Source organism: Lentzea sp. NPDC004789, from assembly GCF_053601075.1.
Map to the genome: position 1 here is coordinate 666,889 of NZ_JBSGBE010000001.1, position 22,130 is coordinate 689,018.

Sequence of the window (22,130 nt, forward strand, 5' to 3'; positions counted from 1 at the left end):
TTTCCGATGAGTTGGGCTATGCCTTGCTGACAGACAGTCAGCGCGCCACTTGCATCCTGCTTAAGTTCATCGTTGCCTCCTGACGAACTGGCGGAGCTGTCTGTTAGTTCGGTGTAAGCCCTGCTCTCGTTATGGGTCAGTTCCACGACCACGCGATCGAGTGATGCCATCACGCTTCGTAGTCATATTGAGTTGTGTAGAGCTGACCTGCGCGTTCTTGATCGCTGGACAGCGTTTTCTGCGGTCTGAAGAGGGGTACGGGGCGAGGGTCGTCTCGGTTCACCCGATGTTGTGGGTGATCACGGCGAGGGACGTCCGCGCCGCTGCTCCAGTGCCTTGAGCACCCAGTCCGGACTGTCGCCAGGGCTGTCGTTGAACGCGAGCGCCGCGTCCGGCTGGTGCCAGTGGACCAGGTTCACCACGAACTGGAAGAGCTCGAGCAGTCCGGGGCCCTTGCGGATGCCGCCGCCGACCACGACCGCGTCGTACCGCCTGCCTTCGAGCTTCTCGACGAGCTTGGCCTGGGCGCGGCCGTCCAGCTCGGCGAAGTCGATGAGGAAGAGGTCCTCGGCGAGGCCGAGCTCGGCGAACGCCCTGCTGCCCCGCTCGATGCCCGCGGCGACGGGCGCCGGGTCGAAGCCGGGGATGGTGTGCGGATCGAAGCCGATCACGAGAACGTTGGGCACTTCGCCGAGGCTATGCCTTCAACAAACCCAAGCGACAGCTCGCGCGCACATGGATACCGTCCGCCAAATGCGCATGCTTTCGTGGCGACCGCTCACCAGCGCGGACGCCCAAACGTCGGCCGACCTGCTCAACGCCATCGAGGCCGTCGACCGAATCGGTGAGCACTACACCGCCGAGGACACGCTCACGGAACTGATGGACCCCTACGCGGACCTGGAGCGCGCGAGCCTCGCGGTCTTCGACGGTGACGCGATGGTCGGCTACATGAAGATCCGCCACAAGCCGTCGGCGGAGAACGTCCACCGCGTCACCATGGACGGCGGCGTGCACCCCGACCACCGCCGCCGCGGCCTCGGCACCGCACTCGTGGAGGCCGGTATCGAGGCGGCGAAGACCGTGCACGCGCTGCACCACCCGACCCTGAGGCTCGTGGTGGACGTCCACAAGGCGGCACAGATCGCCGGAGTGCCCGAACTGATGCGCTCCAAGGGCTTCACGCCCGTCCGCGACTACCAGCGCATGGAGCACCCGCTCACCGGCCTGCCTCCGGCGTCACCGAGTCCGCGGATCGAGGCCTGGTCGCCGCAGAACGACGAGGACTTCCGGTTCGTGCGGAACGAGTCGTACGCCGACCACTGGGGCGCGGTGCCGATGCCCGCGGACCAGTGGCAGAACAAGATCACCAACCAGACGTTCCAACGCGACCTCAGCTTCCTGATGCGGGATGCCGACGGCGTGCCGGTGGGCCTGCTGGTGACCATGAGCTGGGAGGCCGACACGGAGGCCACCGGCATCCGTGACGCGCACTTCATGCTCGTCGGGACGCGTCCTCCGTGGCGGCGGCAGGGCGTTGCGAGCGCACTGATCGCCCACGCGCTTCGTGCGGCGTCCTCGCTGGGCTACGACCAGGCCAGCGTGCAGGCGGACGCGGCCGGCCTCTTCGAGAAGGCCGGCTTCACCGCGCGGATGCGGTACGTGCGCTGGGCACTCGAAGCCATCTGAGCGCGGTGGCCACGACGGCAATGCCCACCACCAGCACCAACAGGCGCGACAGCAGCGACCAGCTGGACGTGTGATGGCGGATCGTGGACCACAGGTTTTCGGCGGACCGTTCACCTGGGCGTTCGCACACATGCGGGTCGGCAGGCGAGACCGACCGCTCGCCGCCCACCTGGTTGGGGTTGACGAGCGGACTGATTAACGTCATCTGCGGCAAGCTCCTTCGCTCTGGACACCGCTGCACTGGTGGAGACCCGGCGAAGGTGACCGAACGGCTCCCTCTGACCAGGGAGCCGTTCCCTTCTTCACGGGCAGGTGCCACCGGGGAGGAGGCCAGCGTATGGAGCCGTGGAGGGTTGAGTAAGCCGTTGGCGTCGTTCGGTCGCCGGGCGGCCGGAGTTGCACGGTGGGTAGCAGAACGGTCGCGCGATCGTGAACGGCGGCCTGGGTCGGCTAACTGCAACAGGGTGCGTTAAACGGTTATCCACAGACGGTGGATGGTCGTTTTCGCGCGATGAGCGGTGCTTGGAGCGGTTCCAATTCCAAAACGCCTGGTTACGCTCAGGCAGGGTTGTTCGGCCGCGATGACCGTCTCGACGGCAGCTCGTCGCCGGAAACCGTCCACTCGACCGGGGCGGTGCTACCAGGCGGGCATCATCGCCGCGGGCAGCGGTCGCCGGCCGCGCCAGCGCGACGCAGTTCAGCCGCGAATACCGCGCCTTCTACGGACTGCCACCGGTCCAGGACAGCCGGCACCCCGTCGACCGTCCACGGCCGCTCGCAGTAATCGGCGATCCGTTTCGTCACGGGCTATACCTCGGGTCATGACGAACGCAGCGCAGGAACTTCGCGATCTGGTCGACGAGCGCGTCAGGGCCGTCCACTCGAAGGATCTGGCCCCGCTCGCGGCACAGCTGGCCGACGACGTGGTCGCCTTCAACGTCTTACCGCCACTGCAGTTGCACGGCGCGGCCGAGGTGATCGAGCAGACGAAAGCGTGGTTCGCCGCCTATCCGGGCCCCATCGGCTACGAGGTCGAGCAGTTCGCCGCACACGCGAGCGGCGATGTCGGATTCTGCTCGTTCGTCTACCACGTGACCGGTGAGCTGGCCGACGGAAACCAGGTCGACATGTGGGTCCGCGCCAGCCTGGGTTGGCGCCGCGTCGACGGCGCGTGGCGCATCGTCCACGACCACGAATCGGTCCCGTTCGATCCGGCGACCGGCGCGGCGCTGCTCAGCCTGAAGCCCTGAGACGCCCGTAAACGTCAGAAGGAGTAGTTCCACTCACGACACGACCTGCCCCATCACGCACGATCATCGCCATGGAGGTACTGCGACGTATGGTGATCGGCGCGCTGGTCGGCGCCGTCTTCGGATGGGGCTACTACCTCCTGGCCCGGCCGTCCACCGGGAAGGTGCTGTGCCCGAGTGGCGGGCTGGAGTGCCTTGGCGTCGCATTGCTCACCGCGGGTGGCGGGCTGATCCTGGTCCTGGTGCTGGCCGGACTGACTCTGCGGTTGCTGGGCTTGCGCCCCGCGTGGCCGACCGGCTGCATGAGCGCGGTGATCATCACCGTTGCCGGGCTGGTCGTGTCCACCAACTCCGGCGTTGGCACTCGCTTCGATCTCGTGGCCATCGGGGTCTTCGCGTTCGCTTACGCCCTGGCCGCCGTGCTGACCACTGGTTGGGGCGTAAATGGCTTGTGACAGCCCGTTTTCTCGAAACGGTCGACGGCCTGTTGAAGGTCTACGCGACATGCGAACGCCCCGAGCAATGGTCTTGTTCGGGCGTTCTTGTTCCGTGCATCTTCCTTGAGCCGTGGCAGACCGACGCAGTTGGCGGCGCGTGCCGATTCCACCGGTGCTGGTGGCGATCCTCCGGTGGCACCCCGAAAGTCCAGATCGGAACAGAATCGCCAAACTTCACAGATGCGTTACAACGAGGCACCCTTGTAACAGGACCTCACAATGTCCCGATGCAGCCCGTAGACCACGGGACGAGGGACGGATTATTCCATGCCAGAGAACACAGTGAAAGCACGCAAGGCGGTTGACGGGCACCGCTCACACATTCGCGCGCACATCGAGAAGTACAAGTCGTACACGGTCGACTACGACAAGAACACGATGGTCAAGCAAATACAGAACGCCCAGAACCAGATCGCCAAGCTGAGGCAGGCCCACCCAAGCATCCCGTCATCCTCGGAGGACACCTGGAGACCCTAGTCAGCGCAACGACTGATTCAACGAAGCGCGGGCGAGATGGGACTTTTCAGCAGAACGAAGAAAGTACGGCCGCCACAGCTCCTTCTCATCTCACGAGAAGGTCCCGACATGACGAACAACATCGGCTCTACGAGGTGACGTTCGAGCACAACATTCGAGACAATCATGGAAACCTTTTGCTCACCGCTTGCCCACGCCGTGTCGAAGCACCCGCGATGCCACGCAGGCAAGAGGGAAGGCCAACCAGGAGCTCCACGGCAGGTTGCGTTAACGCGGGTGGCGGCATGCTCTGCAGGTAGACGACGCGAAAGAGCCCCCGGCGATGATCTCGCCGGGGACTCTTCCTGTTCCACACATGTTCCAGAGACAGCCGCAGAAGACCGCAGTCAGCGACAGACGGTGACCTGCCGACGCTGACGTCGTTGGCAGCATCAGAGCAGGTCAACCGGCATATGTGGCCTTCACACAGGAACCGCGGAACGGCACTGCGCGGGCGAGGTCTAGCCGCGCAGTTCCATCGTGCAGCACTTCGGGCCGCCGCCTGACTTGCGCAGCTCCGAGATGTCGACGAGCACCGGCTCGAAGCCGCGGCGCGCGACCTGTTCGGCCAGGTGGGTGGCTTCCACCGGCATGACGACGTGCTTGCCGTCGGACACCGCGTTCAGGCCCAGGCAGACGGCGTCGTCGTCGTTGGCGATCACGGCGTCCGGGAACAGGCGGCGCAGGACCTGCTGCGAGCCCGGCGAGAAGGCCTCCGGGTAGTAGGCGACCAGAGGGGACGGGGACTGGTCGTCGAGCATGAACAGGGCCACGTCGAGGTGGTAGAAGCGCGGGTCGACCAGTTGCAACGACACCACGGGCACGCCGAGGACTTCCTGGGCCTCGGAGTGCGCGCCGGGGTCGGTGCGGAAGCCCGTGCCGGCCAGCAGGAGCGAGCCGGTCCAGGTGAAGTCGCCCTCGGCCTCGTTCACGGCGGTGGGCATGACGACGGACTTGTAGCCGGCGCCGAGGAACCAGCGGCGGAAGTGGTCGGCTTCGGCGGCGCGCTGGGGGGCGCGGAAGCGGGAGCCCAGGACTCGGCCGTCGATGACGGTGCCGCTGTTGGCCGAGAAGACCATGTCCGGCAGGCCGGGGACCGGGTCGATGACGTCGACCTCGTGGCCGAGGCGCTCGTAGGTCTCCTTCAGGGCCGTCCACTGCTCCAGTGCCAGCGTGGTGCTGGTGGGCTGGGTCGGATCCATCCACGGGTTGATGGCGTACTCCACCGTGAAGTACGTCGGCGGGCACATGAGGTACCGACGGGTGGTCGGCATGCGCGTCGGCGCGAGGGGTGCGGCGATGTCGAGCGTGATCGGCTCGCCGGGCCCGGAGATGGATACGGTCATGGATCGAAATGTAAAGGCCAGTTGGACCATCGATCAACGCCGCGACATTGCGTGAACTAGGGCAGAATGTTGCGTGTGGACAGCATCGACCAGCGAATCATTTCGTGTCTCATGGCGAACGCCCGATCGAGCTACGCGGAGATCGGGAAAGAGGTCGGGTTGAGTGCGCCCGCGGTGAAGCGGCGGGTGGACAAGCTCCTGGACAACGGGGTTCTGCGCGGGTTCACGGCGGTGGTGGATCCGGAGGCGCTCGGGTGGGGTACCGAGGCGTTCGTGGAGGTGCACTGCAAGGGCAACGTGGCGCCGCACGACATCCAGCACCGGTTGGAGCCGATGGCCGAGGTCAGCGCCGCGTACACGGTGTCGGGGGCCGCGGACGCCATCGTGCACCTGCGGGCCGCGGACATCCACCACCTGGAGACCGCGCTGGAACGGCTGCGGGCCGTCGAGATCATCGACCGGACCGTGTCGACGGTGGTGCTGTCCCGGCTCCTGGACCGGCCGCCCGCCCCCTAGAGTCCCCGGCTATGGCTGAGGTTCTGCTGGAGCACAACGATTCCGTCGCCGTGATCACGATCAACGACCCGGACCGGCGCAACGCGCTGACCGTCGAGTTGTCCCAGCAGCTCGCGGACAAGGTCGAGGAAGCGGAACGGGAAGCCAACGCGCTGATCATCACGGGAGCTCCGCCGGCGTTCTGCGCCGGTGCGGATCTCACGCAGCTCGGCAACTCCAAGGACGAGGGCCTGCGGAACATCTACCGGGGGTTCCTGGCGGTGGCCAACGCCTCGATCCCCACCATCGCGGCGGTCAACGGGGCCGCGGTGGGCGCCGGGCTGAACCTCGCGCTCGCGGCCGATGTGCGGGTCGCCGGGCCGAAGGCTCGGTTCGACGCGCGGTTCCTGCAGCTCGGGATCCACCCCGGCGGCGGCATGACGTGGATGTTGCAGAAGATCACCGGCCGGCAGACGGCGACGGCGATGACGCTCTTCGGACAGATCTTGGACGCCGACCAGGCGGTCGAGAAAGGCCTCGCCCACGCGTTGGCGGAAGACCCACTGGCAGTAGCGAAAGAGCTGGCCAAGGCCGCTGCGGACGCGCCAGGAGCACTCGTGCGGACCATCAAGGCGACGATGCGCGCGACCGATGCAATGCACGACCACGCGGAGGCGGTCGAGACGGAGCTGCGGCCACAGGTCGCTTCGATCGACACTCCAGAGTTCGCTGCCAGGCTGGCCGCGATGAAGGCTCGGATCAGCGGACGTTAGGTGTTACCTTGCGTAACAGGTATTGAGGGTGACATGTGCCGCATTCGGGTATCCGCTGGTAGTGCTGTGCTTACCGTTTAGTTAAGGACCCGGTGCGGCAGATGGGACAGTTCGTCTCGCCCAGTGGTACGCGGCCCGTCTGGCACGCGGTCCTGGCGACTACCCTCGAGGTGGGGCACAGCCATCCTTGGAGAGAGGTATCGGCGTAGGAATGAGCACTGAGACCCGCAAGCTGGATCGCGTCGTGATCCGCTTCGCCGGCGACTCCGGTGACGGCATGCAGCTCACCGGAGACCGGTTCACGTCGGAAGCGGCGGCGTTCGGCAACGACCTCGCCACCCAGCCCAACTTCCCCGCCGAGATCCGCGCGCCCCAGGGCACCCTCCCCGGCGTTTCGTCGTTCCAGCTGCACTTCGCCGACTACGACATCCTGACGCCGGGCGACCGGCCGGACGTCCTCGTGGCGATGAACCCGGCCGCGCTCAAGGCGAACGTGGTCGACCTGCCGGACGGCGGCATCCTCATCGTCAACACCGACGAGTTCACCAAGCGGAACCTGACGAAGGTCGGCTACGACTCGAACCCGCTCGAGGACGAGTCGCTGGAACGCTTCCAGGTCCACAAGGTCGCGATGGCGACGCTGACCATCGGCGCGCTGGAGGAGACCGGACTCGGCAAGAAGGACGCCGAGCGCGCGAAGAACATGTTCGCGCTCGGCCTGCTGTCGTGGATGTACCACCGGCCGACCGAAGGCACGGAACGGTTCCTGCGCGAGAAGTTCGCGAAGAAGCCCGACATCGCCGAGGCCAACGTGCTGGCGTTCCGCGCCGGCTGGAACTACGGCGAGACGACCGAGGCCTTCGCCGTTACCTACGAGGTGGCGCCCGCGAAGCTGAACGTCGGCACCTACCGGCAGATCACCGGCAACACGGCGACGGCGTACGGCATCGTCGCGGCGGCGCAGCGCTCGAAGCTGCCCGTCGTGCTCGGCACGTACCCGATCACGCCGGCGTCGGACATCCTGCACGAGCTCAGCAAGCACAAGAACTTCGACATCACCACGGTCCAGGCCGAGGACGAGATCGCGGGCATCGGCATCGCGCTCGGCGCGTCCTACGGCGGCGCGCTCGGCGTGACGTCGACGTCGGGTCCTGGCATCGCGCTGAAGTCCGAGACCATCGGTCTCGCGGTGATGACCGAGCTGCCGCTGTTGGTGATCGACGTGCAGCGCGGTGGCCCGTCCACCGGTCTGCCGACCAAGACCGAGCAGGCCGACCTGCTGCAGGCGATGTTCGGCCGCAACGGCGAGTCGCCGGTGCCGATCGTCGCGCCGCAGTCGCCGTCCGACTGCTTCGACGCCGTGCTCGACGCCGCCAGGATCGCGTTGAAGTACCGCACGCCGGTGCTGTTCCTCTCCGACGGCGCGGTCGCGAACGGTTCCGAGCCGTGGCTGATCCCGGACGTGGACTCGCTGCCCGACCTCACCGTCGAGTTCGCGACCGACCCGGAGACCTTCCAGCCGTACGCGCGCGACCCGGAGACGCTGGCCCGCCCGTGGGCCGTGCCCGGCACGCCCGGCCTGCAGCACCGCATCGGTGGCCTGGAGAAGCAGGACGTCACCGGCAACATCTCCTACGACCCGGACAACCACGACCGGATGGTCCGCCTGCGCCAGGCGAAGATCGACGGCATCGAGGTGCCGGACGTCGTGGTCGACGACCCGGGCGGCGAGGCGAAGGTCCTGGTCGTGGGCTGGGGTTCGTCGTATGGCCCGATCGGTGCGGCCGCCCGCCGGGTCCGCAAGCTCGGGCTGCCGGTCGCGCACGCGCACCTGCGGCACCTCAACCCGTTCCCCAAGAACCTGGGCGAAGTGCTGCGCCGCTACGACAAGGTGATCGTGCCGGAAATGAACCTCGGCCAGCTGGCGTTGCTGTTGAGGGCGAAGTATCTGGTGGACGCCGTGTCGTACACCAAGGTGCAGGGGCTGCCCTTCAAGGCGGAAGAACTGCAGGACGTGCTCGCTGACGTGATCAAGGGGGTGTCGGCGTGACTGCGATCGACCTCGGGATTCCGGGACTGACCGGGGTTCCCACGACTGACGAGAAGCAGACGGCGAAGGACTACAAGTCCGACCAGGAAGTCCGCTGGTGCCCCGGCTGCGGCGACTACGTGGTGCTCAACGCCGTGCAGTCGTTCCTGCCGTCGCTGGGACTCAAGCGCGAGAACATCGTGTTCATCTCGGGCATCGGGTGCTCTTCCCGCTTCCCGTACTACATGAACACCTACGGCATGCACTCCATCCACGGCCGTGCGCCGGCCATCGCCACGGGTCTCGCCGTGTCGCGGCCGGACCTGAGCGTGTGGGTGGTGACCGGTGACGGCGACGCGCTGTCCATCGGCGGCAACCACCTGATCCACACGTTGCGGCGCAACGTGAACCTCAAGATCCTGCTGTTCAACAACCGGATCTACGGCCTGACCAAGGGCCAGTACTCGCCGACCTCCGAGGAGGGCAAGGTCACCAAGTCGACGCCCGTCGGCTCGCTCGACCACCCGTTCAACCCGGTGTCGCTGGCGCTGGGCGCGGAGGCCTCGTTCGTCGGTCGTGCGATCGACTCCGACAAGGCCGGGCTGACCTCGGTGCTGCGGCAGGCCGCTGAGCACCGCGGTTCGGCGCTCGTCGAGATCTACCAGAACTGCCCGATCTTCAACGACGGCGCGTTCGACGTGCTGAAGGACGCGGACGAGGCGCAGCGGCGGATCATCAACGTCGTCGACGGCGAGCCGATCCGGTTCGGTCGCGAGGGCGAGTACTGCGTGGTGCGCGAGGGCTTCGGGCTCGCGGTCGCCAAGTCCGCGGACGTGGACGCCTCGGACATCGTGATCCACGACGCGTCGGACCTGAACCTGTCGTTCGCGCTCTCGCGGCTGTCGACGCAGGACCTCACGCACACCGTCACCGGTGTGTTCCGGCGCGCCGACCGGCCGACGTACGACGACAGCGCGCGGGCGCAGGTCGCCGAGGCCAAGGCCGCGAAGGCCGCGGACCTGAGCAAGCTGTTGCACGGCAAGGACACCTGGACCGTGGTCGGCTGACCCCGGACAACGAGAAGGCCCCCACCGAACGCGGTGGGGGCCTTCTTGCTGTTGGGGGTCACGGTGCCGGGCGGAACCCTGCCTTCTCGGCGTCGGCCTCGGTCCGGAACCAGACGTCGGCGCGCGTCTCACCGAAGTTCGCGGAACCCTCGGTGTAATAACGGCGACCGGTCAGAGTGGCCTTCACCGCGAAGTCCGCGGCCGGGGCCAGACCGTCCGACTTCGGCAGCACCGAGCCCGGGCCGAACGGCGAGCGCGGGTTGAAACCCTCCGGCTGCTGGAACCGCGACGAGCCCGGCGCCGGGGCGCCGTTCGGACGGCCGCCGGTGGACGGCGAGAAACCGACGGGGCGCGGCCTGGACGGCAGCGCCGCCGCGGCGGCGGCGGGTGCGGGCGGGGCGGGCTCCGGCTTCTGCTGTTCGAAGGCGGCGAACGCGGAGAAGCTCTGCTGGCGCTGCTGGGTGGTGCGGCGGGCCTCGCGGATCGGCAGGCCGGCCTCGGTCACCCGCTGCGGCAGGTCGGTCACGACCGGCTCCGGCTCGGGCTCCGGCGGCGCGGCCAGCAGCGGCTCGTCGCTGGGCACGAACTTGGGCACGAACGGCTGGTCGTTGGTCGTGTCCGGGAGCTGGCGGGTCTGGCCGAGCGGGGGCAACGGCTCGTCGGCGTCGAGCAGGGGCTCGAACAGCGACCGCGGACGGTCGGCGACGGGCTCCGGCCTGGCGGGCGCCTGCGGGGCCTCCACGGCGTGGTCGAAGGCGGCGGCGACGGCGCGGGGCTGGCGGCCGGTGGTCTCCAGCTCCGTCTCCGGCGGGGCGCCGAACGCCGAGAACGGCGCGGGTGCCGGGGCACCGGGGGTGCTGAAGGGCTCGACGTAGCCGACGGGCTGGGGACGGCCGACCGGTTCGGGGAACTCCGGCGCGACCGGCTCGTGGGCGTAGCCGACGGGCTGGGGGCGGCCGGGCCGCTCGGGCAGCTCCTGCGCGTAGCCAACAGGCTCCGGGCGGCCGGCCTGCTCCGGGAACTCCTGAGCCACCGGCTCCTGGACGTGGCCGACAGGCTGCGGACGGCCGGGCCGCTCGGGCAGCTCCTGCGCGTAACCGACCGGCTCCGGGCGGCCAGCCTGCTCCGGGAACTCCTGAGCCACCGGCTCCTGGACGTGGCCGACAGGCTGCGGACGGCCGGTCTGCTCGGGCAGCTCCTGGGCGTACTCGGCGGGCTGCGGCGACTCCTCGGCGACCGGCTCGAAGTCCTCCGGTTCCAGCGGCTCACGCCGGGCGTGCGCGGGCTGGGTCTCCGGCTTCGGCTCGGTGAAGCCGGGCTCCTCGGCCAGCGTCGACTCGAAGACGCCGTTGCGGACGTGCGGTGCGTCCAGGTCGAGCGGCTCGACCATGGTCTGTTCGGCGGGCGACTCCGGTTCGACGAAACCGTCCAGCTGGCCGGAGATCTCGTCACGCAGGCCGGGGTACTCGCCGGTGAGGTCGTTGGCGGGCCAGGAGCTCTCCTCGACCGCGATGAACGTCGTCTGCTCGGAGCGGGTGCCCTCGTGGTGGACGGGCTCGTCCTCCTGCTCGGCGGCCTCGTCGAGGAACGCCTCCTGCTCCTGCTCCGCCCACACCTCGCGCGGCTGGTAGATGAAGTCGTCGACCTGCTCGACCTCGGCGGGCGCGGTCGGCTCCGGTGCGGGCGGCGCTACCTCCGCGGTCGGCTGCACGGTGGGCACGAAGCCGGTCTGCTCCGCGGGGAGCTCCGGCTCGTCGTCGAAGTCGGCGGCCTCCAGCCCGGAACGCGGCAGGACCGTCGTCATCTCCGCCGGCGTCTCCTCGGGGACGTCCTCCGGGGCGAGGCGCTCGAACAGCGAACGCGGGCGGTCGTCGTCGGTGCCCTCGGCGCGGGCCCGCTGCTCGGCGAGCTGCTCCTCGAACCGGCGCTGCGCCTCGTCCGCCTCCATGTACTGGCGGACCGGCGTGACCGGTTCCTGCACGACGGGCTCTTCGTCGACCGGCTCGGCCACCGGCTCGGCGGGTTCCTCGGTGACGACCGGCGTCACCGGCTCACCGCGGTAGGCGGGGGGCTCCACGTAGGGAGCGGGCGTGAGCACCTCGTCGCTCAGCGACCGCGGCGGGTTGTCGTCCCACTCGTCGACCTCGAAGTCGTCGACGGGAGACGGCGCGGCGACCGGTGCGGCCGACCGGCGGGCGTCGAGAAGTTGATCTTCGAGGTCGGCGATCTGCTTGCGCGCGGGTCGAACCAAGACCAGCCACGTGAGCGCTACTCCCGCGACGAACGCCAGCAGACTCCACAGCCAGACCTGCCCGAAGACATTCACGGGTAAGCCCCTTCTACGACCACACTCCGACCCCACTCACTCGGAAGGGTGAGCATGGCCAAACTACAGTGCCTTTGATGATGCTCCGTCACTACGCCGTTCAGCGCAAACAAGCAGAGGAAACGCCAGCGTAGAGTGGGATTTTGTGCCCCATCTGACGACTTCTTCCATCAGTTCGCCAGAAGTTCACACCCAGGGGCGAGGCGTCACGTACGGCGCAGCCGCCTACGTCCTTTGGGGCTTGTTCCCGGCCTACTGGCCACTGCTCGTACCCGCCCAGCCGGTCGAGGTGCTCGCGCACCGGATCGTCTGGTCGTTCGTCACACTCGCCATCGCCGTCGTGATCCTCAAGCGCTGGCACCCTTTCCTCGATTTATCAGGAAAGGGCTGGCTCATCGTTACCGCTGCCGCGGTGTTGATCACAGTCAACTGGGGCACGTACATCTACGCCGTCAACAGCAGGCACGTCGTCGAGTCCGCGCTGGGGTACTTCATCACGCCGTTGGTGAGCGTGGCACTCGGCATGATCTTCCTCAAGGAACGATTGCGTCTCGCTCAGGCGGTCGCGATCGGCGTGGTCGTCGTCGCTGTGATCGTGCTCACCGTCGACTACGGCCGGCTGCCGGTGATCTCCCTGGTCCTGGCCTGTTCGTTCGGCGTCTACGGGCTGCTCAAGAAGAAGGTGCCGCTCGACGCCGTGTCCAGCCTCACCGCGGAGAGCCTCGTGCTCGCGCCGATCGCCGGCGTCTACCTGCTGACGCTGGGCGGCGCGAACACCTTCACGACCGAAGGCACCGGCCACACGCTGCTGCTCCTCAGCACCGGCATCGTCACCGTGGTGCCGCTGCTGCTGTTCGGCGCCGGCGCGCAACGAATTCCGCTGACGACCATGGGCATGCTGCAGTACCTGGCACCGGTGCTGCAGTTCGTGTGGGGTGTGTTCGTGGTGCACGAACCCATGCCGCCCAGCAGGTGGATCGGGTTCACCCTCGTCTGGCTGGCGCTGGCGATCTTCACGTTCGACGCGGTGCGCAACCGGCGCAAGCAGACGCTCGCGCCGGTCGACTGACACCTAGTGAGAACGCTCCACCACGTAGACGGCCAGGTCTTCGAGGGCGTCGCGGGCGGCGCACGGCGGCAGCTTGCCGAGTTCGGTGCGGGCCTGGTCCACGTACTCGTCGAGCGTCTCGCGCGCCCTGTCCATGCCGGACGACTTGCGCAGCAACGTCAGCGCCTCGTCCACCAGCGCGTCGTCGGTGATCGGACCGGCCAGCAGCTCGGCGAGCCGCGTCTCGGACGGGTCCGCGAGCGCGTAGAGCATCGGCAGCGTCTTCACGCCCTCGCGCAGGTCGGTGCCCGGCGTCTTGCCGGACTGGACCGACGGAGAGGCGATGTCGATCACGTCGTCGGAGATCTGGAACGCCGCGCCGATCACCTCCGCGTACCGGCGCAGCGCGTCGGTCTGCTCGTCGGTGGCGTCGGAGAACATGCCGCCGAACCGCGCGGCGGTGGCGATCAGGACTCCGGTCTTCTCCTCGATCACCTTGAGGTAGTGCGAGATCGGGTCCTCGCCCGGCTGCGGGCCGACGGTCTCGCGCATCTGGCCGGTCACCAGGACCGAGAACGTCTCCGCGATGATCCGCGCCGCGTCCGTCCCCAGATCGGCGGTGAGCCGGGACGCGTGGGCGAACAGGAAGTCGCCCGTCAGGATCGCGATGCTGTTGTCCCACTTGACGTTCGCTGACACCGCGCCACGCCGCATGGTCGCCTCGTCCATGACGTCGTCGTGGTAGAGCGTCGCGAGGTGCGTGAGCTCGACCACAGTGGCGGCCTTGATGACCTTCTCGCGGTCCCACTCGGCGCCGAACTGGGAGGCCAGCAGTGTGAAGAGCGGGCGGATCCGCTTTCCGCCCGCCTCCACAAGGTGAAGCGAGGTTTCCGTCACCGGGTGGAACTCGCTCTGCACGACGTCGTGCAGGGTGCGCTCCACCTCGGCCAGGCCGTCCTGGACTAGCTCGGTGAGCACGGGGTCCACCAACGCGAACCCCGGTCCCTCATGCTCGCTACTGGTCACATCAGCAGACTACGTACACCTAGCTGAGGAAGGTGCCGGTACCCGCCCAATCGAGCACGAACGTGGGCCACAACCCCAGCACCAGGGTCACCACAGCACCCAACGTGATCGCGATCGTGGTGAAGGCACCCGGCACGCTCACGGTCGGGCCGTCCGGCGCCGGTTCGCTGAAGTACATCAGCACGATCACCCGGAGGTAGAAGAACGCCGCGACGGCCGAGGCCACCAGCGCGATCACCACGAGCGGGGTGAGCCCCGCCTGGATGGCCGCGCTGAACACGACGAACTTGCCGATGAAGCCGGACGTCAGCGGAATTCCGGCGAGCGCCAGCAGCAGGAACGTGAAGACGCCCGCCACGATCGGGGACCGCTTCGCGAGGCCCGCCCACTGCGACAGGTGCGTCGCCTCGCCGTCCGAGTTGCGGACCAGCGACACGATGCCGAACGCGGCGATCGTGGTGAAGCCGTACGCCAGCAGGTAGAACATGGTCGCGCTCACGCCCGTGCCGTCCGGCACCAGCGCGATCGAACCGATGAGCAGGAAGCCCGCGTGCGCCACCGACGAGTACGCGATCATGCGCTTCACGTCGGTCTGGGTGAGGCCGAGCACGGCACCGATCACCATCGACACGACCGCGACGCCGTAGAGCACGCCGCGCCACTCCCACTGCGTGTTCTCGAACGCCACCGTGATCACGCGCAGGATGCCGCCGAACGCGGCGACCTTGGTGCACGCGGCCATGAACGCCGTCACCGGCGTCGGCGCGCCCTGGTACACGTCCGGGGTCCAGGCGTGGAACGGGCCGACCGCCGCCTTGAACAGCAGACCCACCACGAGCAGGCCGAAGCCCGCGAACAGCAGCGTGTCCGAACGGTCCGTGCCGGCCGCCGCGGAAGCGATGGCCGAGAGCTTCACCGAGCCCGCGTAGCCGTACAGCAGCGCCACGCCGTACAGGAAGAACGCCGAGGCGAACGCGCCGAGCAGGAAGTACTTCACGGCCGCTTCCTGCGAGAGCAGGCGGCGACGGCGAGCCAGGCCGCACAGCAGGTACAGCGGCAGCGACAGGACTTCCAGCGCGATGAACATGGTCAGCAGGTCGTTCGACGCGACGAACGTCATCATGCCGCCGAGCGCGAACAGCGTGAGCGGGAAGACCTCGGTCTGCATGCCGGTCTTCGTGGCCTGCGCCCGGTCCTGGACGGTGCCGGGACGGATCGCGGCGTGAGCCACGAACACTCCGCCCGGTTCCACCGAGCGGTCGGCGATCAGCAGGATCGAGCCGAACCCGAGCACCAGCAACGTGGCCCACAGGAACAGCGACGGCGAGTCGACCGCGATCGCACCCGCCAGCGTCGCGATGCCCGGCTTCTGCCGGCTGTCCGAGACCGCGTAGAGGATCAACGCGCCGGAAGCCCCGACCAGCGTCACGAGCGACAGCACGAGCTGCACGGCCCACCGCTGGTGCTTGGGCAGCAACGCTTCCAGCAGGACGCTGACGCACGCCGCGCCGAGCACGATCAGCAACGGCGCGATGGCGTCGTAGTGGATCTCCGGCGCCTGGATCTGCTGCGCCTGAGCGACGAGAAGGTTCACGTCACTTGCCTTCCTGCACGGAGACCGGGTCGGTCACGCCGACCTCGGTCAGCGTCGCCCCGACAGTCGGGGTGATGACGTCGAGCACCGGCTGCGGGAAGAACCCGAGTGCCAGCACGATGGCAACGAGCGGCGCCAGCACTGCGATCTCGCGCTTGCTGAGGTCGCCGATGGCCGTCTTGCGCTCCGGGTCGCCGACGGCGCCCGGACCAGCGGCGGCGCCCACGAGAGCGTCACCGCGCAGCGGGCCGGTCATCATCCGCTGGTACAGCCACAGCACGTAGAGCGCCGCGAGCACCATGCCGACCGTCGCGAGGATCGTGTAGACCGGCTGCCGCGGGAACGACCCGATCAGCACCAGGAACTCCGAGACGAACGAGTTCGTGCCCGGCAGCGACAGCGTGGTCAGACCGGAGATCAGCAGCATGCCGGCGAGCAGCGGCGCCACCTTCGACATGCCGCCGTAGTCGGAGATCTGCGAGGAACCACCGCGGGCGATCACCATGCCGATCACCAGGATCAGCATGCCGGTCGAGATCGAGTGGTTGAGCATGTACGACACCGAGCCCACGGCGGCCTGCGACGTGAACGAGAAGATGCCGAGCGCGATGAAGCCGAAGTGGGCGATCGACACGTAGGCGAGGAACCGCTTCATGTCCCGCTGGCCCGTGGCGAGCAACGATCCGTAAAGGACACCGGCGACCGCGAGCACGAGCACCAGCGGCGCGAGGTTCTTCGACGCCGTCGGGAACATCGGCAGCAGGTAGCGCAGCATGCCGAACGTGCCGACCTTGTCCAGGATGCCGACGACGATCACCGTGACGCCGATGGGCGCCTCGGCGGCCGCGTCGGGCAGCCAGGTGTGGAACGGCACGAGCGGCGCCTTGATCGCGAACGCCAGGAAGAAGCCGAGGAACAGCCAGGTCTGCGTCGTCGCGTCGGCGTCGCTGACCACCTTCACCAGCGTCGCCCAGTCGAACGTGCCCTTGCCCAGCTCGTCCGACGCCATCGCGTAGGCGCCGATCGCGGAGGCCAGCATGATCAGGCCGCCGAGGAACGAGTAGAGGAAGAACTTGACCGCCGCGTACTGCCTGCGCGCGCCGCCGTAGCCGCCGATCAGGAAGTACATCGGGATCAGCATGACCTCGAACAGCACGTAGAACAGGAAGACGTCGGTGGCGGCGAACACCGCGACCGTCACGGCCTCCTGCACCAGGATCAGCGCGAGGTACCCGCCCTGGGAACGGCCGGCGGGCAGCTTCTCCGTCCAGCCGGCCCCGATCACCAGCGGGATCAGCAGCGCGATCACCGCGATCATCACCAGCGCGATGCCGTCGATGCCGAACGACAGGTGCACGCCGAACGCGGCGATCCAGTCCACGCTCGCGGCGAGCTGGATGCGGTCGCCGCCCGGCTTGTACGCGGTCCACAGCAGCACCGCGAGCACGAGCTCGACGAGCGAGAACGCCAGTGCGACGAGCTTGGCCTTCGAGTCGTCCTTGCGCAGGAACGACACCACCAGCGCGCCGACGAGCGGCACGACCAGCAGCGCGATCAGAACCCAGGTCACGAGAACCTCACCACCAGGAGCGCCCCGAGCACGAAGATCGAGCCCAGCAGCATGGACAGTGCGTAGGAGCGGACGAACCCGGTCTGCAGCCTGCGCAACCGGCCGGAGCTACCGCCGAGCAGCGCCGCGGTGCCGTTCACCAGCCCGTCGACGCCCTTCAGGTCGAGGAACACCAGCGCGCGGGTGAGCCAGGTGCCCGGCCGCGCGAAGAGGGCCTCGTTCAGTGCGTTGCCGTAGAGGTCCGCACGGGCCGCGCGCACCGGGAACGACACCCGCTCCGGCCGCTCGACCGGCTGCTTGCCGCGGCCGAAGAGCAGGAACGCGACGGCCGCGCCGAGCACCGCGAGCACGACGGTCAGGATTCCGACCATGCCGTGCGAGATCACGCCGTGCTCTTCCTTGAGCTCGCCCAGCGAGGGCTCCAGCCAACCGGCCAGCCGCCCGCCGGAGGAGAGGAACCAGCCACCGCCGACCGAGCCGACCGCGAGGATGATCATCGGGATGGTCATCGTCAGCGGGGACTCGTGCGGGTGGTACTCGCGACCGTCCTCGGACTTCAGGTCCTTCCAGCGCGCCTCGCCGAGGAACACGAGGATCAGCAGGCGGGTCATGTAGAACGCGGTCAGCGCGGCACCGAGCAGCGCCACCCCGCCGAAGACGTACCCGCGCCAGCCCTCGCCGGTGAACGCCGCCGCGATGATGGCGTCCTTGGAGAAGTAGCCGGCGAACGGCGGGATGCCGATCAGCGCGAGGTAGCCGAGCGTCCAGGTGACGAACGTGATCGGCAGGTACTTCGCCAGGCCGCCCATCCGGCGGATGTTGCCCTCGTCGTTCATGCCGTGCATGACCGAACCGGCACCGAGGAAGAGCCCCGCCTTGAAGAAGCCGTGCGTCAGCAGGTGCATGATGCCGAGCGCGTAACCGACCGGGCCGAGGCCCACCGCCAGGATCATGTAACCGATCTGCGAGACCGTCGAGTACGCCAGGACCTTCTTGAAGTCGTCGTAGGCGCAACCGATGATGCAACCGATCAGCAGCGTGACGCCACCGATGATCATCACGACCAGACGCCCGTCCGCGGACAGGTCGTAGATCGGGTTCGAGCGGGCGATCAGGTACACGCCCGCGGTGACCATCGTCGCCGCGTGGATCAGGGCGGACACCGGGGTCGGGCCGGCCATCGCGTCCGGCAACCAGGCCTGGAGCGGGAACTGACCGGACTTGCCGCAGGCGCCGAGGAGCAGCAGCAGCGTGATCGCGAGGATCTCGGCGCTGGAGAACTCCTTCACCCGGCTGAAGACCTCGGTGTACTGCGTGGTCCCGAGCCGGTTGAACATCAGGAAGATCGCGATCGCGAGCCCGAGGTCACCGACGCGGTTCATCAGGAAGGCCTTCTTGGCCGCCGACGCCGCTTCCGGCTTGTACTGGTACCAGCCGATCAGCAGGTACGAGGCGAGACCGACGCCCTCCCAGCCGAAGTACAGGGTCACGAAACCGTTGCCCAGCACCAGCAGGAGCATCGCGGCGACGAAGAGGTTCAGGTAGGCGAAGAACTTCCGCCTGCCTTCCTCGTGCGCCATGTAGCCGATCGAGTAGATGTGGATCAGTGAACCCACACCGGTGATCAGCAGCACGAACGTGAGCGACAGCGGGTCGAGCCGCAGTCCGAAGTCGACGGTCAGCGCGTTGATGTGCACCCAGTCGAACAGGTGCAGGTTCTGCACGCGCTGTTCCGGGTTCTCGATGCCGACCGTGGAGAAGAACAACGCGAGGCCGTACGCGAACGCGCCGAGGATCGTGGCGCAGCCCAGCAGATGGCCCCACTTGTCGGTGCGCTTCCCACCGATCAGCAGCACCGCCGCGCCGAACGCGGGCAGCGCCAACAGCAACCAGGCGAAGCTCGCGACCCCGCTGGCGACAACAGGTTCCGTCACCGGTGACCCCTCAGTACTTCAGCAGGTTCGAGTCGTCGACCGAGGCCGAGCGACGCGTCCGGAAGATGGACATGATGATCGCGAGGCCGACGACGACCTCCGCCGCGGCGACGACCATCACGAAGAACGCCATCACCTGACCGTCGAGCGAGCCGTTGATCCGCGCGAACGTCACGAGGCTCAGGTTGACCGCGTTGAGCATGAGCTCGACGCACATGAAGACCACGATGGCGTTGCGGCGCACGAGCACACCGACGGCGCCGATGCTGAACAGCAGTGCCGACAGCAGCAGGTAGTACGTGGGAGTCACGACTCACTTCCCTTGAGCGCGTGCGGGTCCGGCTGGTGCCCGGTGCCCGCGACCTCGGCGACGTCGTCCGACAGGGTCGACTTGTCGGTCGCCTCGATGAGCTCGAACAGCGACTCCTCCGACACGCTGCCGTCGGGCAGCAGTGCGGGGGTGGCCACCGAGTTCGCGGTGGCGAAGACACCGGGACCGGGGATGGACCCGACCCGCGTGCCGGACTGGAAGCGCTCCTCGACGAGTTCCTTCTGCGTCTTGCGCGCGGGCTTCCCGTCGCGGCCGACGAACGCCAGGATCATCGCGCCGAGCGCCGCGGTGATCAGCAGCGCCGAGGTGAGCTCGAACGGGAACAGGTAGTCCGTGAAGAGCTTCTGGCCGATGTTGCCGACGTTGCCGCCGTTGGTGGTGTTCGCCTCCTGCAGACCGATGGCGTCGACCGAGGTGAGCGCGCGGGCCACCGAACCGACGATCAGCACGGCGAACCCGATGCCGAGCAACGTGGCCGCGAGCCGTTGTCCGCGGAGGACTTCGACCACGGAGTCGGAACTGTCGCGGCCGACCATCATGAGCACGAACAGGAACAGCATCATGATCGCGCCGGTGTAGACGATGATCTGCACGAAGCCGAGGAACGGCGCCTGCTGGACCATGTACAGCACACCGAGGCTGAGCATCGTCACCACGAGCCACAGCGCGGAGTGGACCGCGTTGCGCGCGAAGAGCATGCCGAGCGCGCCGGCCAGCGCGAGCGGGCCGAGCACCCAGAACGCGATGGCCTCGCCGGTGGTGACCTTGTCGACCACCTGCTGCACGGGCTCGGGCTGCTGGGCCAGGAGGCTGACGAGGAGGCTCACTGTCCGGCCTCCTTCGCGAGCTGCGGGCCGTTCACGTAGTAGTCCTGCTCGTTGTCGCCCAACCGCATCGGGTGCGGCGGCTGCTCCATGCCGGGCAGCAGCGGCGCCAGCAGGTCCTCCTTGGTGAAGATGAGGTCCTGGCGGTTGTCGTCGGCGAGCTCGTACTCGTTCGTCATCGTGAGCGAACGGGTCGGGCACGCCTCGATGCACAGGCCGCAGCCGATGCACCGCAGGTAGTTGATCTGGTAGTCCTTGCCGTAGCGCTCACCGGGCGAGTAGCGCTCGTCCTCGGTGTTGTCGCCACCCTCGACGAAGATCGCGTCCGCCGGGCAGGCCCACGCGCACAGCTCGCAGCCGACGCACTTCTCCAGCCCGTCCGGGTGCCGGTTCAGCTGGTGACGGCCGTGGAACCGCGGCGCGGTCACCTTCTTGACCTCGGGGTACTCCTCCGTCACCACCTTCTTGAACATGGTGCCGAAGGTGACGCCGAAGCCTTTGAGGGACTCGAACATCCCTACTCAGCCTCCTTACCGGTGGTGACGGCTGCCTTGTCCTTGGGGATGTTGGCGACCTTGACCTTGCGCTTGGGCGCTGACTTGGGGACCGCGAGGTCGAGCGGCGGCACCGGGAAGCCGGAACCCGCGAGCGGGACGCCCTTGCTGTCCTGGACCTTCTTGTCCGGCAGCAGGAACGAGACCAGCAGGACGAGGCCGACGACCACGCCCAGCGCGATGAGGCGCTGCGCGGTGGACAGCTGCTGGATCGCACCGGTGCGGATGACCGCGACGGCCATGATCCACACGAGGCTGGTCGGGACCAGCACCTTCCAGCCGAGCTTCATGAACTGGTCGTAGCGCAGGCGGGGAAGCGTGCCGCGCAGCCAGATGAAGAGGAAGAGGAACGCCAGCGTCTTGAGGATGAACCAGAGCAGGCCCCACCAGCCGGTGTTCATGAACTCGCCGCTCCACGGGGCGTGGTAGCCGCCGAGGAAGAGCGTGGTCGCGAGCGCCGAGACGGTGACCATGTTGACGTACTCGGCGAGGAAGAACAGCGCGAACTTCAGCGAGCTGTACTCGGTGTGGAAACCACCGACCAGCTCCGACTCGGCCTCGGGGAGGTCGAACGGCGCGCGGTTGGTCTCGCCGACCATCGACACCACGTAGATCACGAAGCTGGGGAACAGCAGCAGGCCGAACCAGCCGGGGAACGCACCGAGAACCGTGCTCGCCTGCGCGTTGACGATGTCACCGGTCGACATCGAGCCGGTGAACATGATCACCGCGACGATCGACAGGCCCATCGCGATCTCGTAGGAGATCACCTGCGCGGCGCTGCGCAGCGCACCCAGCAGCGGGTACGGCGAGCCGGAGGCCCAGCCGGACAGCACGATGCCGTAGACGCCGAGCGACGAGCAGGCCAGCACCACCAGCACGCCGACCGGGAGGTCGACGAGCTGCAGCGCGGTCTGCTGGCCGAACAGGTTGACCTCGCCGGCGAGCGGGATCACCGAGAACGCGAGGAACGCGGGGATGCAGGAGATCACCGGCGCGAGGAAGAACACCCACTTGTCCGCGAGGACCGGGCGGATGTCCTCCTTGAACGCGAGCTTCAGACCGTCCGCCAGCGACTGCAGCCAGCCGTTGGGGCCCACGCGGTTGGGGCCGGGACGGTGCTGCATGCGCGCGACGACCTTGCGCTCCCAGTTGATCATGAACAGGGTCATGACCACGAGGAAGGCGAAGATCCCGACGACCTTGATCAGGACCAGCCAGATCGGGTCGTCCGCCAGGAGCTTGGCGGTGTCGCCGATCT

The 22,130-nt window shown here is 67.9% G+C and carries 19 protein-coding genes; 8 read left to right on the plus strand and 11 right to left on the minus strand.

Features of this window, described 5'->3' with window-relative positions; all coding sequences use genetic code 11:
* Positions 1–299: 299 nt before the first annotated feature.
* The gene (locus ACWEIJ_RS03305) at positions 300–686 is read right to left on the minus strand and encodes a hypothetical protein (RefSeq protein WP_449835543.1); all 387 of its coding nucleotides are present in this window, start codon (positions 684–686) and stop codon (positions 300–302) included.
* Between the two features lie 67 nt (positions 687–753).
* Between ACWEIJ_RS03305 and ACWEIJ_RS03310 the strand changes: the two genes are divergently transcribed.
* From ACWEIJ_RS03310 to ACWEIJ_RS03320, 3 genes are all read left to right on the plus strand, one after another.
* A complete protein-coding gene (locus tag ACWEIJ_RS03310) occupies positions 754–1,689 on the plus strand; it encodes a GNAT family N-acetyltransferase (RefSeq protein ID WP_449835544.1) in 936 nt (311 codons plus the stop codon).
* Between the two features lie 821 nt (positions 1,690–2,510).
* Positions 2,511–2,939: a YybH family protein gene (locus ACWEIJ_RS03315; protein ID WP_449835545.1), complete on the plus strand. Its 429-nt coding sequence runs from the start codon at positions 2,511–2,513 to the stop codon at positions 2,937–2,939.
* 71 nt (positions 2,940–3,010) lie between these two features.
* Positions 3,011–3,394 (plus strand): hypothetical protein, encoded by a 384-nt coding sequence (locus ACWEIJ_RS03320; RefSeq protein ID WP_449835546.1) that lies wholly within the window; start codon positions 3,011–3,013, stop codon positions 3,392–3,394.
* A gap of 1,019 nt (positions 3,395–4,413) precedes the next feature.
* On the opposite strand, the gene ddaH is transcribed toward ACWEIJ_RS03320, so the two are convergent.
* On the minus strand, positions 4,414–5,226 hold the full coding sequence (gene ddaH, locus ACWEIJ_RS03325; protein ID WP_449835739.1) for a dimethylargininase: 813 nt from the start codon (positions 5,224–5,226) through the stop codon (positions 4,414–4,416).
* 147 nt (positions 5,227–5,373) lie between these two features.
* On the opposite strand from ddaH, the gene ACWEIJ_RS03330 reads away from it, so the two are divergent.
* The 4 genes from ACWEIJ_RS03330 to ACWEIJ_RS03345 all read left to right on the plus strand — a co-directional run bounded on the left by ACWEIJ_RS03330 (position 5,374) and on the right by ACWEIJ_RS03345 (position 9,662).
* On the plus strand, positions 5,374–5,814 hold the full coding sequence (locus ACWEIJ_RS03330; protein WP_089948968.1) for an Lrp/AsnC family transcriptional regulator: 441 nt from the start codon (positions 5,374–5,376) through the stop codon (positions 5,812–5,814).
* Positions 5,815–5,825: 11 nt separating this feature from the next.
* Positions 5,826–6,566 carry an enoyl-CoA hydratase gene (locus tag ACWEIJ_RS03335; RefSeq protein ID WP_449835547.1) on the plus strand — a complete coding sequence of 247 codons (741 nt, stop codon included), beginning with the start codon at positions 5,826–5,828 and terminating at the stop codon, positions 6,564–6,566.
* 211 nt (positions 6,567–6,777) lie between these two features.
* Complete coding sequence (locus tag ACWEIJ_RS03340; protein WP_449835548.1) at positions 6,778–8,616, plus strand: 2-oxoacid:acceptor oxidoreductase subunit alpha; 1,839 nt, start codon at positions 6,778–6,780, stop codon at positions 8,614–8,616.
* The gene (locus ACWEIJ_RS03345) at positions 8,613–9,662 is read left to right on the plus strand and encodes a 2-oxoacid:ferredoxin oxidoreductase subunit beta (protein ID WP_355434942.1); all 1,050 of its coding nucleotides are present in this window, start codon (positions 8,613–8,615) and stop codon (positions 9,660–9,662) included. The genes ACWEIJ_RS03340 and ACWEIJ_RS03345 overlap by 4 nt, the downstream gene beginning before the upstream one ends.
* Before the next feature lie 58 nt (positions 9,663–9,720).
* On the opposite strand, the gene ACWEIJ_RS03350 is transcribed toward ACWEIJ_RS03345, so the two are convergent.
* Positions 9,721–11,988 carry a sunset domain-containing protein gene (locus tag ACWEIJ_RS03350; protein ID WP_449835549.1) on the minus strand — a complete coding sequence of 756 codons (2,268 nt, stop codon included), beginning with the start codon at positions 11,986–11,988 and terminating at the stop codon, positions 9,721–9,723.
* 145 nt (positions 11,989–12,133) lie between these two features.
* Here ACWEIJ_RS03350 and rarD point away from each other — a divergent pair, with 145 nt between their 5' ends.
* Positions 12,134–13,057, plus strand: a complete 924-nt coding sequence (rarD, locus tag ACWEIJ_RS03355) for an EamA family transporter RarD (RefSeq protein ID WP_449835550.1) — start codon at positions 12,134–12,136, stop codon at positions 13,055–13,057.
* A gap of 3 nt (positions 13,058–13,060) precedes the next feature.
* On the opposite strand, the gene ACWEIJ_RS03360 is transcribed toward rarD, so the two are convergent.
* Genes ACWEIJ_RS03360 through nuoH form a run of 8 tightly spaced genes read right to left on the minus strand, consistent with a single transcriptional unit; the run spans position 13,061 to position 22,128 of the window.
* A complete protein-coding gene (locus ACWEIJ_RS03360; RefSeq protein ID WP_449835740.1) occupies positions 13,061–14,026 on the minus strand; it encodes a polyprenyl synthetase family protein in 966 nt (321 codons plus the stop codon).
* Positions 14,027–14,081: 55 nt separating this feature from the next.
* Positions 14,082–15,656 carry an NADH-quinone oxidoreductase subunit NuoN gene (gene nuoN / locus ACWEIJ_RS03365; RefSeq protein ID WP_449835551.1) on the minus strand — a complete coding sequence of 525 codons (1,575 nt, stop codon included), beginning with the start codon at positions 15,654–15,656 and terminating at the stop codon, positions 14,082–14,084.
* A gap of 1 nt (position 15,657) precedes the next feature.
* On the minus strand, positions 15,658–17,226 hold the full coding sequence (locus ACWEIJ_RS03370; protein WP_449835552.1) for an NADH-quinone oxidoreductase subunit M: 1,569 nt from the start codon (positions 17,224–17,226) through the stop codon (positions 15,658–15,660).
* On the minus strand, positions 17,223–19,160 hold the full coding sequence (nuoL, locus tag ACWEIJ_RS03375) for an NADH-quinone oxidoreductase subunit L (protein ID WP_449835553.1): 1,938 nt from the start codon (positions 19,158–19,160) through the stop codon (positions 17,223–17,225). The genes ACWEIJ_RS03370 and nuoL overlap by 4 nt, the downstream gene beginning before the upstream one ends.
* A 10-nt stretch (positions 19,161–19,170) precedes the next feature.
* Positions 19,171–19,470, minus strand: a complete 300-nt coding sequence (gene nuoK / locus ACWEIJ_RS03380; RefSeq protein WP_030473209.1) for an NADH-quinone oxidoreductase subunit NuoK — start codon at positions 19,468–19,470, stop codon at positions 19,171–19,173.
* Complete coding sequence (locus ACWEIJ_RS03385) at positions 19,467–20,318, minus strand: NADH-quinone oxidoreductase subunit J (RefSeq protein WP_449835554.1); 852 nt, start codon at positions 20,316–20,318, stop codon at positions 19,467–19,469. Before ACWEIJ_RS03385 ends, nuoK begins: the two co-directional genes overlap by 4 nt.
* The gene (gene nuoI, locus ACWEIJ_RS03390) at positions 20,315–20,830 is read right to left on the minus strand and encodes an NADH-quinone oxidoreductase subunit NuoI (RefSeq protein ID WP_449835555.1); all 516 of its coding nucleotides are present in this window, start codon (positions 20,828–20,830) and stop codon (positions 20,315–20,317) included. The genes ACWEIJ_RS03385 and nuoI overlap by 4 nt, the downstream gene beginning before the upstream one ends.
* Before the next feature lie 2 nt (positions 20,831–20,832).
* A complete protein-coding gene (gene nuoH / locus ACWEIJ_RS03395; RefSeq protein WP_449835741.1) occupies positions 20,833–22,128 on the minus strand; it encodes an NADH-quinone oxidoreductase subunit NuoH in 1,296 nt (431 codons plus the stop codon).
* Positions 22,129–22,130 lie beyond the last annotated feature (2 nt).